The 17,227-nt window shown below is 57.9% G+C and carries 12 protein-coding genes; all 12 read left to right on the top strand.

The features are described 5' to 3' along the window. Positions 1 to 1,872, top strand: coding sequence for a type VI secretion system baseplate subunit TssF (tssF, locus tag USF70_RS08565; RefSeq protein ID WP_320735538.1), 1,872 nt, complete (start codon positions 1 to 3; stop codon positions 1,870 to 1,872). Further along, complete coding sequence (tssG, locus tag USF70_RS08560; protein WP_048980921.1) at positions 1,869 to 2,912, top strand: type VI secretion system baseplate subunit TssG; 1,044 nt, start codon at positions 1,869 to 1,871, stop codon at positions 2,910 to 2,912. Before tssF ends, tssG begins: the two co-directional genes overlap by 4 nt. A gap of 38 nt (positions 2,913 to 2,950) precedes the next feature. Next, on the top strand, positions 2,951 to 5,566 hold the full coding sequence (gene tssH / locus USF70_RS08555; protein ID WP_320735537.1) for a type VI secretion system ATPase TssH: 2,616 nt from the start codon (positions 2,951 to 2,953) through the stop codon (positions 5,564 to 5,566). Positions 5,567 to 5,590: 24 nt separating this feature from the next. Beyond that, complete coding sequence (locus USF70_RS08550) at positions 5,591 to 7,009, top strand: serine/threonine-protein kinase (protein ID WP_320735536.1); 1,419 nt, start codon at positions 5,591 to 5,593, stop codon at positions 7,007 to 7,009. A 65-nt stretch (positions 7,010 to 7,074) separates the two neighbouring features. Next, positions 7,075 to 9,615: a type VI secretion system tip protein VgrG gene (locus USF70_RS08545; protein ID WP_320735535.1), complete on the top strand. Its 2,541-nt coding sequence runs from the start codon at positions 7,075 to 7,077 to the stop codon at positions 9,613 to 9,615. Positions 9,616 to 9,673: 58 nt separating this feature from the next. Continuing rightward, positions 9,674 to 10,108: a hypothetical protein gene (locus USF70_RS08540; protein WP_232937791.1), complete on the top strand. Its 435-nt coding sequence runs from the start codon at positions 9,674 to 9,676 to the stop codon at positions 10,106 to 10,108. Between the two features lie 76 nt (positions 10,109 to 10,184). Beyond that, positions 10,185 to 10,739, top strand: coding sequence for a hypothetical protein (locus USF70_RS08535; RefSeq protein ID WP_224435102.1), 555 nt, complete (start codon positions 10,185 to 10,187; stop codon positions 10,737 to 10,739). A gap of 3 nt (positions 10,740 to 10,742) precedes the next feature. Further along, a complete protein-coding gene (locus USF70_RS08530; protein WP_414464674.1) occupies positions 10,743 to 11,183 on the top strand; it encodes a hypothetical protein in 441 nt (146 codons plus the stop codon). A gap of 157 nt (positions 11,184 to 11,340) precedes the next feature. Continuing rightward, positions 11,341 to 11,781, top strand: a complete 441-nt coding sequence (locus USF70_RS08525) for a DcrB-related protein (protein WP_033145782.1) — start codon at positions 11,341 to 11,343, stop codon at positions 11,779 to 11,781. 3 nt (positions 11,782 to 11,784) lie between these two features. Then, positions 11,785 to 16,158, top strand: a complete 4,374-nt coding sequence (locus tag USF70_RS08520) for an RHS repeat-associated core domain-containing protein (protein ID WP_320735534.1) — start codon at positions 11,785 to 11,787, stop codon at positions 16,156 to 16,158. Then, positions 16,143 to 16,613, top strand: coding sequence for an Imm26 family immunity protein (locus USF70_RS08515; protein WP_094934687.1), 471 nt, complete (start codon positions 16,143 to 16,145; stop codon positions 16,611 to 16,613). Before USF70_RS08520 ends, USF70_RS08515 begins: the two co-directional genes overlap by 16 nt. A 42-nt stretch (positions 16,614 to 16,655) precedes the next feature. Further along, positions 16,656 to 17,099: a DUF6386 family protein gene (locus USF70_RS08510; RefSeq protein ID WP_094934686.1), complete on the top strand. Its 444-nt coding sequence runs from the start codon at positions 16,656 to 16,658 to the stop codon at positions 17,097 to 17,099. Positions 17,100 to 17,227: the final 128 nt, after the last annotated feature.

Raw genomic sequence — 17,227 nt, 5'->3', positions numbered from 1 at the left:
ATGGAAAGTAAACTGCTCGAATACTACAACCGCGAGCTGGCCTACCTGCGCGAAATGGGGACCGAGTTTGCCGAACGCTATCCTAAGGTCGCCGGACGGCTGGGCATGCGCGGCATCGAAGTGGCGGACCCGTATACCGAACGTCTGATGGAGGGCTTCGCCTTCCTGACCTCCCGCGTGCAGATGAAAATGGACGCGGAGTTTCCGCGCTTCTCCCAGCGTCTGCTGGAGATGATTGCCCCTAACTATCTCGCGCCCACGCCGTCGATGGCGATTGCGGAGATTGAGCCCGACAGCAGCCGGGGCGACCTGAGCAAGGGCTTCATTGTGCCGCGCGGTACCATGATGGACAGCCTGGCGCTGAAAAAAACCGGCGTGACCTGCAGCTATACCACGGCGCACGAGGTCAACCTGCTGCCGCTGAAAATCGACAAGGTCGAGCTGGGCGGCGTGCCCGCCGATCTGCCGCTCGCGCAGCTGGGGCTGAGCCAGCGGGGGATCGGCAGCGCCTTACGGATCCGCATCGCCTGCGACGGCCCGCAAAACCTCGGGCACCTGGATTTCGACCGTCTGGAATTTTTCCTCGGCGGTCCGGATATTGAAGCGCTGAAGCTGCTGGAGCTGGTGATGGAGCATCACGCCGGGATCGTCTGCCAGACGGTCAGCCCGCAGCCGCAGCGACAGCTGCTGGCGTCGGACGCGCTGCGCCAGGAAGGCTTTGAGCCTGACCAGGCCCTGCTTCCGGACGATCTGCGCAACTTTGACGGCTATCGCCTGCTGCAGGAGTATTTCGCGTTTCCGTCCCGTTTCCGCTTCATTAGCCTGAGCGGTCTGGGCAAGCTTATCGAGCGCTGTGAAGGCGAAAAAGCCTTCGACATCTTCATTCTGCTGGATAAGTCGGATGAACAGCTGGAGCGCGTGGTTGATGCCAGCCATCTGGCGCTGCACTGTACGCCTGTCATCAACCTGTTCCCAAAGGTCGCGGCGCGTCAGAAGCTGAATGAAGGCCAGCATGAATACCATCTGGTGGTGGATAACATTCGTCCGCTGGATTATGAAATTTACGCGGTCAAAAAAATCTATGGCAGCGCGGACGGCCAGCGCGATGACCAGACGTTTCGTCCATTCTGGAGCACCTGGAGCGGCGATGCGGGCAACTACGGGGCCTATTTTTCCCTGCGCCGCGAACAGCGCGTGCTGTCCGAGCACGCCCTGCGCTACGGCACGCGCACCGGCTATATCGGCTCGGAGGTGTTTGTTTCGCTGGTGGATGAACAGCACGCCCCGTGGCAGGACAACCTGCGCTATATCTCTGCCGAGGTGCTCTGCACCAGCCGCGATCTGCCGCTGATGCTGCAGCAGGAGCTCGGGCAGTTCATTATGGCCGACTCCATGCCGGTGAAATCCCTCACCCTGCGCAAAGGCCCGACGCCGCCGCGTCCGGCGCTGGCGGAAGGGTTCAGCACCTGGCGGCTCATCAGCCAGCTGCAGATGAACTACCTCAGCCTGATGGACAGCGAAAACGAAGACGGCGCGGCCGCGCTGCGCCAGCTGTTAGGGCTATACGCCAACCTGGCAGAAACGCCCGTTGCGCGTCAGGTGGAAGGGGTACGCCACTGCGTGCTGGAGCCGGTTCACCGCCGCGTGCCTGAACCCGGCCCGGTCGTTTTCGCCCGCGGGATCGGCATTACCCTGACGGTCGATGAGCGTGCCTTTTCCGGCGCCAGCCCGTGGCTCTTTGGCAGCGTGATGGAACGTCTCTTTGCCCGCCTGGTGTCCATCAACAGCTTTACGGAGTTCACCCTGAAAAGCCAGCAGCGCGGCGAGATTGGCTACTGGGCGCCGCGCATGGGTAAAAGGGCGCTGATATGAGTGACGCTGCCACTGCACCGCTGCGCGTGCATCGCCTGACCCGGCTGCCGGACGCGTTCTGGCAAGGGGTTCGCGAGACGCCCTGGCGCTACGACCTGTTTCAGCTGTTAAGGCGCATTGATGCCCAGGGCGGCGAACGCTACCCGCTGGGACGCGCGCCGCTGCCGAAATTTGAGCCGCTGCGCATCGGCCAGCAGCCGTCGATGAGTTTTGCGCCGTCGACGCTGGCTCAGGTCCGCCAGCGGGAGGAAAGCGGGCTGCACGAGGTGTCTATCCTCAGTTTCGGCCTGTTTGGCCCGAACGGCCCGCTGCCGGTCCATATGACCGAATACGCCCGCGAGCGAATTTATCATCATCAGGACACCAGCCTCAGCGCGTTTGCCGACCTGTTCCATCATCGCCTGGCGCTGCTGTTTTACCGCGCCTGGGCGGATGCGCAACCCACCGTCTCCCTCGATCGCGCTGATAACAGGCGCTTTGAGGGCTATCTGGCGTCGCTGATTGGCATGGGCCAGCCGGGACAGATGAACAAAGGCAGCCTGAGCTCTCATGCCCGCTTTACCCACGCCGGACACCTGACCCGGCACGGGCGGGATCCGGAGGGGCTGGAGAAGATCCTGCGCAGCTATTTTAACGCGCCGGTTAAGCTGGTGAGCAACGTGCCGCAGTGGATGCCGCTCTCCACGCGCGAGCAGGCGCAGCTGGGAGCAGGACGCCGCATGCCGCGCATGGGGGAATCCGCCTTTCTCGGCGTTGCCGTCCGCGACGTGCAGCACAAGTTTCGCATCGAAATTGGCCCGCTGAGCGCGGAGGAGTACAACCGTTTTCTGCCGGGTGAAGCGTGGGTCACCGAGCTGCGCGACTGGGTGCGTCAGTACGCCGGGGTGGAGTTTGAATGGGAAACGCGGGTGATCCTGCGTGAAGACGCGGTGCAGGGCACCACGCTCGGCAGCAATGGGCGATTAGGCTATAACACCTGGCTGGGCCTTCAGCCGCAGCCTGTCCCGCGTGGCGATCTGGTGTATCGCGCAGAGCGGTAATCCTTCCGTATACCGAATCATTGTTAATGGAAACTAACATGTCAGAAATTAGCCGTGCCGTGCTTTTCGGCAAACTGGATACGCTGTTATTTACCTCTCTGGAAAGCGCCACTGCGTTCTGCAAGCTGCGCGGCAACCCGTACGTTGAGCTGGTGCACTGGCTGCATCAGCTGATGCAGCAGCAGGATGGCGATCTGCAGCAGGTCATCCGCCACTTTGCCCTCGATGAACAGCAGCTGACCCGCGATATCGTGGCCGCGCTGGATGTCCTTCCGCGTGGCGCCAGTTCCGTTTCCGATCTCTCCGAGCATATCGACAGCGCCGTGGAGCGCGCCTGGGTGTTCGGCTCGCTGAAGTTTGGCGTCAGCCGTATTCGCGGCGGTCATTTGCTGATCGGCATGCTGAAAACCTGGAATCTGGCCAACGTGCTGAAAAGCATCTCGTCGCAGTTCACCCGCCTGAACGTCGAGGTGCTGATTGAGCAGTTCGACGCGATTTGCGCCAACAGCAAAGAGACGCAGCAGGCCGCTGCCGCCGCAGACGCACCGGCGGGTACGGTACCGGCGGCGCAGGGGACGCTGGCCCAGTACGGCCAGGACCTGACCGCCCGCGCCCGCGAAGGGAAGATTGACCCGGTTGTCGGGCGCGACGAGGAGATCCGCCAGATGGTGGATATCCTGATGCGTCGCCGCCAGAACAACCCGCTGCTGACCGGAGAAGCCGGGGTCGGGAAAACGGCGGTGGTGGAAGGGCTGGCGCTGCGTATCGCCGACGGCGACGTTCCGGAGCCGCTGCAAAATATTCAGCTGTGGCTGCTGGATATCGGCATGCTGCAGGCTGGGGCAGGCATGAAAGGCGAGTTCGAGGCCCGGCTGCAGGCGCTCATTAATGAAGTCCAGTCCAGCGCCACGCCGATCATTCTGTTTATCGATGAGATCCACACCCTGATTGGCGCAGGCGGCCAGCAGGGAACCGGCGATGCGGCGAACCTGCTGAAGCCTGCCCTGGCGCGCGGACAGCTGCGCACCATCGGCGCCACTACCTGGGCGGAATACAAAAAATACATCGAGAAAGACCCGGCGCTGACCCGTCGTTTCCAGACGGTGCAGGTCCACGAGCCGGACGAAGCGAAAGCCATTCTGATGCTGCGCAGCACCGTGTCGCCGCTGGAGACGCACCACAAGGTGCTGCTGCTCGACGAAGCGGTCAGCGCGGCGGTGAAGCTGTCGCATCGTTACATCCCGGCGCGTCAGCTGCCGGATAAAGCCGTTGCGCTGCTCGACACCGCCTGCGCCCGCGTCGCGGTCAGCCAGAGCGCGCCCCCTGCGCAGCTGGAAGACTGCCTGCGCCACCTTGCCGCGCTGGACGTGGAAATTGAGATTGCTGAACGCGAAGCGCGCGTGGGAGCCGGTGACGCCGATCGCGTAACCGCTTTACTCGCCGAACGCGACGCGTATGAGACAAAACGCGAAGCCCTGGCCCAGCGCTGGGAAGAAGAGCGCAGCCTGGTGCAGGAGATTATCCGCCTGCGCGCGGCGCTGTTCGCGGCGGGCGATGACGATAGCGCCGAGCTGCGCGGCCAGCTGGCGGAACAGCAGCAGGCGCTGAACGCCCTGCAGGGCGATGAGCCGCTGCTGTTTGCGGCGGTGGATGAAAACGTGGTTGCCGCGGTGGTCTCTGACTGGACCGGGATCCCGCTGGGCCGGATGGTGAAAAACGAGATCGACGCGGTACTCAACCTCGCCGACACGCTGAACCAGCGCGTTATCGGCCAGCGTCACGGTCTGGATCTCATTGCCCGCCGCGTGAAAACCTCGCGGGCGAAGCTGGACGATCCCAACAAACCGGTGGGCGTCTTTATGCTGTGCGGCCCGTCCGGGGTCGGTAAAACCGAAACCGCGCTGGCGCTCGCGGAATCCCTGTACGGCGGCGAGCAGAACGTTATCACCATAAACATGAGTGAGTTCCAGGAAGCGCACACCGTTTCCACCTTAAAAGGTGCGCCTCCGGGGTACGTAGGGTATGGTGAAGGCGGCGTGTTGACCGAGGCCGTGCGCCGCCGCCCGTACAGCGTGGTGCTGCTGGACGAAATTGAAAAAGCGCACCCGGACGTCCACGAGATCTTCTTCCAGGTCTTTGATAAAGGCTGGATGGAAGACGGCGAGGGGCGCCACATCGATTTCCGGAACACCATCATTATTCTGACCTCCAACGTCGGCACCGACCTGATTAGCGCCATGTGCGCCGATCCGGAGCTGATGCCGGAGCCTGACGCGTTAAGCGGCGCCCTGCGCCAGCCGCTGCTGGAGGTCTTCCCACCGGCGCTGCTGGGCCGCCTGCTGGTGGTGCCGTACTACCCGCTCAGCGACGAGATGCTGGGGCAGATTGTTCGCCTGCAGCTCAAGCGCATTCAGCGTCGTCTGAAAGAGAATCACAGCATTATTTCTGAGTTTGACGACTGCGTGGTGGAACAGATTGTTCAGCGCTGTACCGAGGTGGAGTCCGGGGGCCGCATGGTGGATGCTATTCTGACCAACACCTTGCTGCCTCAGATGAGCCAGATCTTACTTACCGCCAGCCGCAGCGACGAGCAGTACCGACGTCTGCACGTCACCTGCGAGCAGGGCGAGTTTCACTGTCAGTTTGCCGCGTAATAATCATCAAGAGAACTGTAAAAGATGACGGATAATGATAACAATCGGACTGTCCCAAACGCGCTCCCGGTCGGGTACCGCTTCAACGAGTTTGAAATCAAAGAGGTGATCGGCGGCGGCGGTTTTGGCATCGTCTATCGCGCGTGGGATCACCAGCTCGAACGCACTATCGCTATCAAAGAATTTATGCCTTCCTCACTCGCCGTGCGCGGCGACGACATGACCCTTGTGCTGCGCAGCGAGCGTTTTGGCAAAGCGTTTTCCGCAGGCCTGAACAGCTTTATTCAGGAGGCGCGTCTGCTGGCGCGCTTTAACCATCCGAACCTGCTGCACGTCCTGCGTTTCTGGGTGCAAAACGACACGGCCTACATGGGGACGCTGTTTTACAGCGGCACCACGCTTTCGCGCCTGCGCGAGGAAAAGCTGGAGCTGATCAACGAGGCCTGGATCCGCCGCACGCTGCCGATGCTGTTCGGTGCGATCAAGACCATCCATAACGAAGGCTATCTGCACCGCGACATCTCGCTGGATAACATTCAGATCCAGGATAACGGCCTGCCGGTGCTGCTTGATTTCGGCTCCGCGCGCCGCACCATCGGTAACCTTTCCGATGAAACGGAAACCATGCTGCGCCCGGGCTTTGCGCCGATCGAGCAGTACACCGACGATAACGAAAGCGAGCAGGGCCCGTGGACGGATATTTACGCCCTCGGCGCGGTGCTGCGTACCCTGATTGTGGGTTCTCCGCCGCCGGTCAGCGTGGTGCGCTCGATTCAGGATACCTGCAAACCGCTGGTGGAAATCATGCCGCAGGGCTATTCCATTCCGCTGCTGCAGGCCATCGACCGCGCGCTGGCGCTGCACATGGAGGACCGTCCGCAGTCAATCGACGAGTTCGCCGCGCTGATTGAGATGCCAGTCGCAGGGATCAACGACGTGCTGACGGCGAAAAAGCCCGGCACGATGCTGGTTCCGGTCGAAGACGAAAAACCGGCTTCGCTGCTCGACTGGCGCCGCTACAAGATCCCTGGCATGGTTGCCGCAGGCGTGCTGGTGGGTATTGTCGCCGGGGCGATGCTGTTCAGCGGCGGTAACGATGCTCCCGAGCAGGCTGCACAGGCACCGGCAGAGACGCGTCCGACTGAGACCTCCGCAAACGCGCCGGACGTGAAGCCGGAAACGGCGAAGGTTAACGAGCAGGCGACGGCCCAGCAGACTCCGCCGCCTGTGGAGAGCCCTGTTGCGCTGGTCTATATCCGCATCCTCGACGGCGAAACGCTGAAAGTGAACGGCGAGCCAAAAGCGCTGCGTCCGGCGACCAACGGCTATGCATCGCTCAAGCTACCGGCCGGTGAGGTGAAGATTGAACTCCAGGGCAACGGAAGAACGCGTGGCCAGACGCTGGATATCACCAAGCCGGGCACCTGGCTGGTGAACCCTTAGAATTACGCTCAGTCACAGATGCGAACCTCTTTTCTGAATCGCATAAGCTAGATGGAATAAAGATTATGCTCAACCGAATTACCGTTCAGCTCCCGGTGGAGGGGCTTCTGTTCTGGAAACTGACGGGCCGCGAGGCGATGTCCGAGTCGTTCGCGCTGACGCTGACCGTGCTCGGCACGGACGCGCGCATTGACCGCAGCAAGCTGCTGGGCCAGCCGGTCACGGTGACCATCCCGACGCAGAACCTGCTGACGTCCCGCTATGTTAACGGCAAAATTACCCGCGTGGCGGTCAGCGCCGTCGAGCTGACGGGCACCCGCTATGCGGTGTACCAGCTGACGGTTGAGCCGGACCTGTGGCCGATGAAGCGCGACCGTAACCTGCGTATCTTCCAAGGGCAGACGGTGCCGCAGATTGTGAAAACCCTGCTGGGCGAGCATCAGGTTAACGTTGAGGATAAACTCACCGGCAGCTACCGGGTGTGGGACTACTGCGTGCAGTATCAGGAGTCGAGCCTGGACTTCATCAGCCGCCTGATGGAGCTGGAGGGGATTGCCTATCACTTCAGCCACGAGGCGGACAAACACACCCTGGTGCTCGCCGACGCCGCCACGCAGCATCAGCCGTTCAGCGGCTATGAGGTCATTCCTTACCACCAGACGCCGTCCGGCGGCAGTACGGACGAAGAGGGCATCAGCCAGTGGGCGCTGGAGGACAGCGTGACGCCGGGGATTTACAGCCTCGACGACTATGACTTCCGCAAGCCGAACGCGTGGCTGTTCCAGGCCCAGCAGAACCCGGCGTCGCCGAAGCCGGGCAGCATCGACGTGTACGACTGGCCGGGTCGCTTTGTGGACAAAGGCCACGGGGAGTTCTATGCCCGCATCCGTCAGGAACGCTGGCAGGTGGAGCATCAGCAGATTCAGGCCACCGCCACGGCGGCGGGGATTGTGCCGGGCCACACCTTCACGTTAACCAACGCGCCGTTCTTCAGCGACAACGGCGAGTATCTGGTGACGGCGGCGGGTTACCACTTCGAAGAGAACCGCTACGCGAGCGGCGAGGGTGAAACCATTCACCGCACCGATTTTACGGTCATCCCGTCGGCGGTGGTGTACCGTCCGGCGCAGACCACGGCGTGGCCGCGCACCTACGGCCCGCAGACCGCGAAAGTGGTGGGGCCGAAGGGCGAGAGTATCTGGACGGACAAATACGGCCGCGTGAAGGTGAAGTTTCACTGGGACCGCCTGGCGAAGGGCGATGACACCAGCTCCTGCTGGGTGCGCGTGTCGAGCGCGTGGGCGGGCCAGGGCTACGGCGGGGTGCAGATCCCGCGCGTCGGCGATGAGGTGGTGGTGGACTTTATCAACGGCGATCCGGACCGTCCGATTATTACCGGTCGCGTGTACAACGACGCGAGCATGCCGCCGTGGGCGCTGCCTGCCGCCGCGACGCAGATGGGCTTTATGAGCCGCACGAAAGACGGTTCCGTCGACAATGCCAACGCCCTGCGGTTTGAGGATAAAGCGGGCGCAGAGCAGGTGTGGATCCAGGCCGAGCGCAACATGGACACCAGCGTTAAAAACGATGAAACGCACAGCGTCGGCGGGGCGCGCAGCCATTACGTGAAGAAAAATGAACTACATCGCGTGGAAGCGAACCAGACTCAGGCCGTGAAAGGCGGAACCGAGATCCTGACGGGGAAAGGCAAGCTGGATGCGGCGGTGGAGCAGTATGTGATTGCTTCCGGGACGAAGCTGCGGCTGGTCTCAGGTGAAAGCGCCATTGAGCTGAATGCCAACGGCAAGATTAACCTGATCGGCAAAGAGTTTAACTTCTTCGTGGAAGGGGATGGGTATATCACCACGGGCGGTAAGCTGCATCTGAATACCTCTGGCACCAAGCCGGGCACAACGGCACCAGGATCGGGGCATAAAGGGGATATTGATGCGGCGGTGCAGGCGAAATTTACGCCGGGAAAGGAGAATAAGGCAGGTGCGGCTGCAAGCGCGCCTGCCGAAACCTCTAAAACTGCAACACCCCCATCATCAGGTGTGCCTTCAAGCGGATATGGCAAGGATGTAGATAGTCTTGTCGATAAATCACCGACCATGAAAAATGACATAGCTACGTTAAAGAAACGAGGCTGGACATTTGAAGAAGGTGAAGCAGGTAAGGGGACGTTTGCCAATCGTCAAAAGCGAGTTATTACCGTTGATAAAAACGAGCTCGGTAATCCGAATGCGGTTGTTCAGTCTCTGTCACATGAAAGTGGTCACGCTTTATATGAACCCAACATTGATTTTTCTTCGCGCGACGCCTATCTCAACAGCACACTCAGTGATGAAGGCGCTGCAACGTTAAACAATATCCGGGTCCAACGCGAAATCATAGCCAACAAGGGTGGGGATATTGGTATTGCGGGCAATCCGGTAAATCAGACACAATATAATCGTATCTATGATTCTCTCGAACGTGGGGCTATAAAGGAAAGTGAAGCGCGTACGCAGATAGGCCGTATCTTTGGCAAAGGCGAACAAACGTCCACCACGGGGCAATATTACGAAGATTATTATGGCGGTTGGTATGATAAAAATTATCCATAGTCTAAAAACGTGTGCGGTGCTTGCGGCTTTATTAACGACGGGAATGGCAGGAGGTAACATGCAGAAACAGGATCTTTGGCAGTTCATTGCAAAAATGAGCGCATCACTCAAAACGTTGTCCGTTAACAGTCTGGATAACGCTCCGTTGTCATTCAGGCTAACGAAACAGAATGAATATATCAATTTCTACAATGCCGACGATATCAAACTGGCGGATGGAACGAACATTACTGCAATTGATTTACGTTTAAGTAAAGAAAGTGACGGTATGGCACCGTTACTGAATTTTTCACCGTCCGGCCAGTGCATCACTCTCGATACCGTTAAAAAGCATTATCCGCAACTGACGTTAACTGATTATCCACGAGGCCGCTCTGAGAACGAAGTGACCAGTTATACAGCGCCAAAAGATATGAATGGACAAAAGGTGAGCTTCAGTTTCACCGTGAAAAATCCTGACTGTCTGGGTTCAGTCGTCATAAGCGCCGAATAAGAAACGCTGCTTCCAAGTCCTGGCGGTGTTTCCAGTGGTGAGAAGCGCAATAAATATTCATTGAATGACAACTAATGTGAAAAAACACACTCCGACATTTCTTTGTTCTGCCCTGATGTTTACCTGTCTGAGCAGCAATGCGGTTTTGGCAGAAGCTATGCCGCCCGTTCTGACAAAACAGGATCTTTCCGTCAAGGTCAAAGGCCAGCCTGTCGCATTAGGCGACAGATGGACTCCTGATATTGCCCGTAAAATTGACGTGCCGCTTGAAGGCCATTTTGTCGGTGAGGTTCCTTTTGACGGAACCCAATATAAGTTCTTCCAGCATCAAAAGGCTGGTTTAGAAATATTCACTTCCAATCTCTGGTGGGATAAAGCAGAAAGAAGCGTTGATGATTATATCGTCTCCCAGATTACGCTGACTGCCTCAGATATTTTAACGCCGCGTGGAGTTCATGTGGGTTCAACAATCAGAGCACTGAACAATGCATACGGCGATGGCCAGGTTGAAAATGATTCCGGGGAGCAGTGGATTTCCTATGAATTGGGTAAGAAATTGCTCTCTTTTGAGGTTAAAGACAGTAAGGTTGTGAAAATAACCATGAATTACGAAAATGGTTCTTCAGAGTGATTTATGACCAAAAAATATCTGGCAGCCGTATTGTTCACGGCTTTATTGGCTGGCGTTGTTGAAACGTCATCGGCGCTTGAATTATCGCAATACAATAAGCTCGAAACGGTTAGCCGCATCGTTAACGACAGCGAAGTAACATACAGTCTCAGGACGTTGCTGGGAAATCATTACCAGACCTTTATTGATAACTTTGATGTCTTCGGTGAACCGCATACCACCGCAGGTGGCGGATTGTTTGTTGAAGGCTGGCTAAAAGATCTCTATCTGGAGAACGCGTCAGCGCTGGTTATCGATCCTGACGGCAAAATCTTTGCGGCCTGGGTGGTTCCGGAGTCGGACGTTATTCATTACCAGTCTTCAGATAATAGCCCGGTTATTAATGCCGATATTCAGCAGTGGGCTGCCAGATTTGATGCGATGCATTTTGCAACGAACAACTAATCAAGATTATGCACCCGCGAAATTGGTTGTCAGCAAAGGCGGCCATGTTTTAGTCGAACAGTCAGGTCAATGGCGTAAATAATAAAACAGCCAGCCAGAGGGCCAGCATGGATTGCCCTTTTTGTTTCTCACAATATTAATCATCCCGAGTTCACTTATGAAATACACCCTCCAGGAAGGTTCGTTTTCCCTTTTTCCTGCTGCCTGGCAGGATAACAGCATGAACATTATTCGCGATGACGAAAGCGGGCTGTCCGTGGTGGTCAGCCGCGGCGTTATCCCCGATGGCAGCGACTATGAACAAGAGTTCCACCGCCAGTGGGATGTGCTGCGTCCTCAGATGGGCGAAATTGCCCAGAGCGAATTCCGGAAGGTAAAAGCCGGGCCTGACGGAAAAATTAACGGGCTGGAAGTTGAAACCACCTTTGACCGTAACGGGCAGCGCCTGTGGCAAAAACAGCTGGCCGTGCAGACGCCGGGCAAACCGGTATTGATGATTTTTACCCTCTCGGCACTCAGGGCATTCACCGAAGAGGACGAGGTGCGCTGGAGCGCGCTTAAGCAGAGTCTGACGCTAAACGACAACCGGAATGTGTAAGGCATGAGCGATAACAAGGCGGCCCGTAAGGGCGACGAGATTATTCACTCCAGCATTTTTGCTGACATCACCAGCATTGTGGCGGAGGGTGCCGCCTATGCGGTGATCGGCGCGGCGGTAGGCGCAGCTGCAACCGTAGCGGCGCCATTGCTGGGCGCAGGGGCGGCCGCAGCGGGCGTGGCGGCAATTGGATCCAGCTGTCTGTTAAGCGGAATTATCGGTGGCGTGCTGGCGAACGTCGCGGGGATCACCGACGATATCAGCAACGCCGCTGAGGGGTTAGGTAATGCGCTTTTCCCGCCGTCGCCTGCGGGTAAAATCACTACCGGTTCCAGTAACGTTCTCACCAACGCAATCCCCGCCGCGCGCGCGGCAGGCACGCTGACGCCCGCCGATACACCGTCCCCCGAGCCGCAGTCGCCGGGCAGCTTTGCCGATTACGCGGGCATGCTGCTATCCGCCGCCGGTCAGTTTGGCAGCGAAATGTGGCAGCCGAGCGTGGCCTCTGCCGCCGCGGGAACCTCGCCGCTGGAAGAGGACAAGGTGGCGTGCGAAAAGCACTCCGGGCCGCAGTATCTGGCGGAAGGCTCTAAAAGCGTCTTCATCAACGGGCAGCCCGCGGTGCGTGCCAAAGATCGCACCACCTGCGAAGGCACCGTTTCCGACGACGTCTCCCCGAACGTGATCATCGGCGGCGACACGCTCACGGTCCGCGATATCAAAAGCGGTAAAACGCCGGGTCTGGCGCTGGGGATGATTGCGCTCTCGCTGCTGCGCGGGCGTCCGGGTAAGATCCTGAAAAACATGCCCTGCGCGCTGGCGGCGGCCGGCGGCGGGATGCTGGCCGATATGGCAGTGAATGCGGTGTTTGGCTCCTCGCACCCGGTTCACGCCGCCACCGGCGTGAAGGTGCTGAATGACGACGACGAGCTCGATTTCTCGCTGCCGGGGCGCTTTCCGCTTCGCTGGCAGCGCAGCTATAACAGCCTGACCACCCGGGAAGGGCTGTTCGGTCTGGGCTGGGCAACCACCTTTGACAGCTATCTGGCGCTGGAAGACAACAACGCCACCTGGTTCGACGAAACCGGGCGCGAGCTGAGCTTCGAGCTGCCGCCTGTCGACCGCGCGTTTTACAGCATCAGCGAAGGCATCATTATCCGCCGCAATGAGAACGGCGACGTGGCGATTGCCGACGATGACGGCGCGGTGTGGCGTCTGTATAAACCGACCCGGGCGAATCCATCTATCCTGCGTCTGGCCTCCCTCAGCGACGAATACGGCAACGCGCTGCTGACGGAGTGGGACGAGCACGGCAGGCTGGTCGGCCTTCACGACGAGCCGCGGGCGATAGACGTCACCCTGCGCTATGACGATGAACGTTTCCCGCAGCGCGTTACCGCTGCCAGCCATTTTGACGGCAGCCAGGCCTGGCCGCTGATGAAGTGGGGCTACGACGCGCGCGGCCAGCTGGCGAGCGCGACGGATGCCTCCGGCGTGGTGACGCGTGAATACCGCTATAACGAGCACGGGCTGATGGTCTGGCACCGGATGCCGGGCGGTCTGGAGAGCGAATACCGCTGGAAAAAATTCGACCACTGGCGCGTGGTGGAAAACCGCACCAGCACCGGCGACGGGTGCCGCTTTAGCTACGATTTAGCCGCCGGGCTGACGACTGTTGAGCACTACGACGGCCAGACGCGCCGCCACTACTGGAACGCGCAGAATCTGATTGTCCGCTACGTTGACGAGCGCGGTGAAAACTGGCTCTACGAGTGGGACGAGAACGAGCTTCTGACGCGCCGCATCGATCCGCTCGGCAATGCCGTTACCTTCGTCTACGACGAAATGGGCAACCGGGTTCAGGAGATCGACGCCGACGGCAATACCCGCACCACCGCCTGGCTGGAGCACCGTGCGCTTCCCGCGGCCATTATCGAAGCCGACGGCAGCGCCACCCGGTTCTGGTACGACGAACATCACGGGCTGAAGCGCGTGGTGGACCCGATGGGGCAGACCACGCAGCTGCGCCGGGACGAGTTCGGCCAGGTCGTTGAAGAGGTTGATGCCGCCGGAAACAGCCGCTACCAGGAGTACAACGAGGCCGGGCAGATCGTTCGTTCGACGGACTGTTCAGGGCGTATTACCCGCTACCGCTATCACCCGCTGGGCTGGCTGGTGGCCGAGACTGGCGCCGACGGGGAAGAGACGCGATATCGCTACGACGCCGCAGGGCGTCCGGTGCAGCTCGATCGCCCGGAAGGCTGGACGGAATCGCTCAAATGGAACGAACGTGGCCTGCCGGTGAAGCATGCGGGCGCCGACGGTAAGGAAAGTGAGTTCAGATACGATGAGGCAGGACGCTTAACCGCAACGCGTAATACCCAGGGTGAAGAGGTCCGTCGCCGCTGGGACAGCCGCGGGCGTCTGATTGCCCTGGAAAACGAAAACGGCGAAGCGTATCAGTTCCGCTGGGGCGCGGACTCGCTGCTGCTGGAAGAGGTGGGGCTCGATGGCGTAGCCTCGCAGTATCGCTATGACGCGTGCGGACGCACGATAGCACGCACGTTTGCCGCCGGTCATCCTGAGGCCATCACCCATGCCTTCGCCTGGAGCGCGAGCGGCCAGCTGGTCGCCCGCATCACGCCGGAGGGGCAGACACGCTATCACTACACGTCGTCCGGGCTGTTAAGCCGGATTGGGCTGCATCCTGCGCTTGCAGCCGACGCGTGGACCACCGCGGCAGAGCAGGAGCTGGCCTTTGAGTATGACGCGCTCGGTCGCGTGACGCGCGAGGAGGGCGAGCACGGCGAGCTGGCGTGGGAGTATGACGCGCTGGGCAACCGCACCTCCGTCACGCTGCCCGATGGCCGCGAGCTGAAGCAGTTATACTACGGCAGCGGGCATCTGCTCAGCATTGCTCTTGATAAGCTGTCGGTCTCCGACTTTACCCGCGACGAACTCCACCGGGAGACCAGCCGCACTCAGGGGCTGCTGACCACCCGTAGCGAATACGATCGTCTTGGGCGACTGCATCGCCGGGACGTCTTTACCGGCAACGCCCAGCGCCCGTCGCCGCGCCGCTGGTCCCGCCGCTGGGATTACGACTACCGCAATAACCTGGTGCGGGAAGAGCGGGACGATAACCCGTTCAGCTGGTACCGCTGGCAGTACGACAGCGCCGGGCGTCTGCTCGTTCAGGACGGCACGCTGCCCGGACAGGAGCAGTGGCGCTGGGACGCTGCCGGCAACCCGCTGGAAGGGGCTGCTGAGAAGGTCACGCACAACCGCCTGACGCAGCTGAACGGCATTCGCTGGCGCTATGACATCCACGGCCGCACCGTGGAGAAAGATAACGGTCAGACCCGCTGGCACTACCGCTACGACGGTGAGCATCGCCTGACGGAAGTCATCAGCCAGCCGCGGGACCGCAACAAACCGCAGACGCAGGTCAGCTTCCGCTACGATCCGCTCGGGCGACGTATCAGCAAAACGCGACGCCAGATGCTGGGCGGACAGCCAACCGGTAAGCAAGTGACCACCCGGTTTGTCTGGGAAGGGTTCCGCCTGCTGCAGGAGGTACACGGGGATGTGCCGCTCACCTACGTCTACAGCGATCAGGACAGCTACGACCCGCTGGCGCGTATTGACGGCGTGGATGCGCCGGAGATTTTCTGGTTCCACTGCCAGCCCAACGGCACGCCGGAGCGGATGACGGATATCGAAGGGCAGGTGCGCTGGGAAGGGGTGAACAGCGCCTGGGGCAAGCTGCTGCGGGAAAGCGAGACGCAGGTATCAGGATATTCTCAGAACCTGCGCATGCAGGGGCAATACCTGGACCGTGAGACAGGGCTGCACTACAATCTGTTCCGGTATTATGACCCGGACTGCGGGCGGTTTACGCAGCAGGACCCGATAGGGCTGGCGGGGGGGATAAACCTTTACCAGTATGCGCCGAATGCGCTGGGGTGGGTGGATCCTATAGGTTTAACCGCTTGCAAAAATGGGAGTCCTAAACGGTCAGTGAGAAACATGTCTTTTGCTGACTGGATTAAAAGAAAGGCAAAAGGTGGGAATAACACCCATGTTTATTTAGGATATAGAGACGGTAAACCTGTCTATGTAGGTATCAGTAAGGATGTTGATATCCGTGCTGTGCAGCATGGTGAAAGGTTCGACAAATTAGTTAGAATTACTGAAGAACCGTTAAATCGTGGTCATGCGCGGAGCATAGAACAAGCAGTTATTCACAACAACCCTCATTTTGAGAACTCTATAAATAGCATAAGTCCGACAAGGAAGTTATACTCAGATGCTGTTTCGTGGGGCGAAAATTGGCTTAAAAATAATGGGATTAATGTAAAATGGCCGACAGATTAACAGTAGTGTCAGGAAATGAAAGGCAAAAAAAATGGCCTAAACAAGGTGATTTTTTTTACTTTCAGTTAAATGATGGTCGATTAGGCTATGGTATGGTCTCCTTGGGTAAAATAGATGTCGGTCCATTCAAAAATGCTATAGTTATATATATATATGACTATTTTACATCTTCGCTTCAAGAAGATGCTGTATTGGCAAAAGATAATTTGCTATTGCCGCCAATCATTACTGATAATTCATGCTGGAAAAACGGTTACTTCGTAACATTTAAAACTATCGAAACGAGCGAAGTGGATATCTTACCACAACATTATTTTAAAAACCCTGTCAGAAATAAAATATATGATGAGCATGGCGTAACAATTGACTCACCAACTGAGAATATACCAATCGGTGAAGAGTCGATTCAATTCTATAAAAGCGTTATAAAATCTATAGAAAGCTTTGTTAACTAATAGACTAGGCCGGGGAGATATTTCCGGCCTTTTACTTACGGCATGAGAAAAATCATAAGCATACAAACAGATACTGCCACATTAGTTATTTATGATTTGATGTCATTAAAGCATAGAATTAATGATGATGCAGATTGGTGGAGTCTTCCAGAAGATGAAGTTGAAGAAATAAATAAAGGGAATCTATTATTTCTCAATCTTGGAGATGATGGTGCCTATAAAGTTCATATTAAAAATGATGTTGATGAATATACCGGGTCACTATTTTTAAGCGTACCTTCTGGAAAGGTTTTCATTGGGGCGGGAGAAGATGTCACAGGCGGAGATCTTGAGCCTGATGACTCAGATGCTATTTCAGGTGAGTTCATTTCTTTAGACCCTGGTAGTTACGAAGTTAAATATAAAAAGCAAGGTTCAGATGTTCTAGTTTCCTTTACAAAAGCAACGATTACTGGAAACTCATTAGAAGAGGGAGTTTATCTCTGAATGCAAATCCACGCCTTGGCGTGGATTTTTTCATCCCAAAAAATGTTAAACAATTAGTTCATTATGTAGCCATTTTTAACAATATTCTTTTCCCATTCTGCACGCAGCTTGCTTGCTTTTTTCGCGCC

Source organism: Enterobacter sp. 237C8 (genome assembly GCF_034106865.1).
Classification (GTDB): Bacteria; Pseudomonadota; Gammaproteobacteria; order Enterobacterales; family Enterobacteriaceae; genus Enterobacter; species Enterobacter asburiae_B.
Note: the sequence above shows the minus strand (reverse complement) of the source record. Positions and strands in the feature narration are given on the sequence as shown.

Excerpts from the sequence above, each read along its gene's own strand:
- USF70_RS08510 (WP_094934686.1), top strand. The coding sequence starts at position 16,656 with ATGAGAAAAATCATAAGCATACAAACAGATACTGCCACATTAGTTATT.
- tssH (WP_320735537.1), top strand. The coding sequence starts at position 2,951 with ATGTCAGAAATTAGCCGTGCCGTGCTTTTCGGCAAACTGGATACGCTG.
- USF70_RS08545 (WP_320735535.1), top strand. The coding sequence starts at position 7,075 with ATGCTCAACCGAATTACCGTTCAGCTCCCGGTGGAGGGGCTTCTGTTC.
- USF70_RS08520 (WP_320735534.1), top strand. The coding sequence starts at position 11,785 with ATGAGCGATAACAAGGCGGCCCGTAAGGGCGACGAGATTATTCACTCC.
- USF70_RS08525 (WP_033145782.1), top strand. The coding sequence starts at position 11,341 with ATGAAATACACCCTCCAGGAAGGTTCGTTTTCCCTTTTTCCTGCTGCC.
- USF70_RS08550 (WP_320735536.1), top strand. The coding sequence starts at position 5,591 with ATGACGGATAATGATAACAATCGGACTGTCCCAAACGCGCTCCCGGTC.
- USF70_RS08530 (WP_414464674.1), top strand. The coding sequence starts at position 10,743 with ATGACCAAAAAATATCTGGCAGCCGTATTGTTCACGGCTTTATTGGCT.
- USF70_RS08540 (WP_232937791.1), top strand. The coding sequence starts at position 9,674 with ATGCAGAAACAGGATCTTTGGCAGTTCATTGCAAAAATGAGCGCATCA.
- tssF (WP_320735538.1), top strand. The coding sequence starts at position 1 with ATGGAAAGTAAACTGCTCGAATACTACAACCGCGAGCTGGCCTACCTG.
- tssG (WP_048980921.1), top strand. The coding sequence starts at position 1,869 with ATGAGTGACGCTGCCACTGCACCGCTGCGCGTGCATCGCCTGACCCGG.
- USF70_RS08515 (WP_094934687.1), top strand. The coding sequence starts at position 16,143 with ATGGCCGACAGATTAACAGTAGTGTCAGGAAATGAAAGGCAAAAAAAA.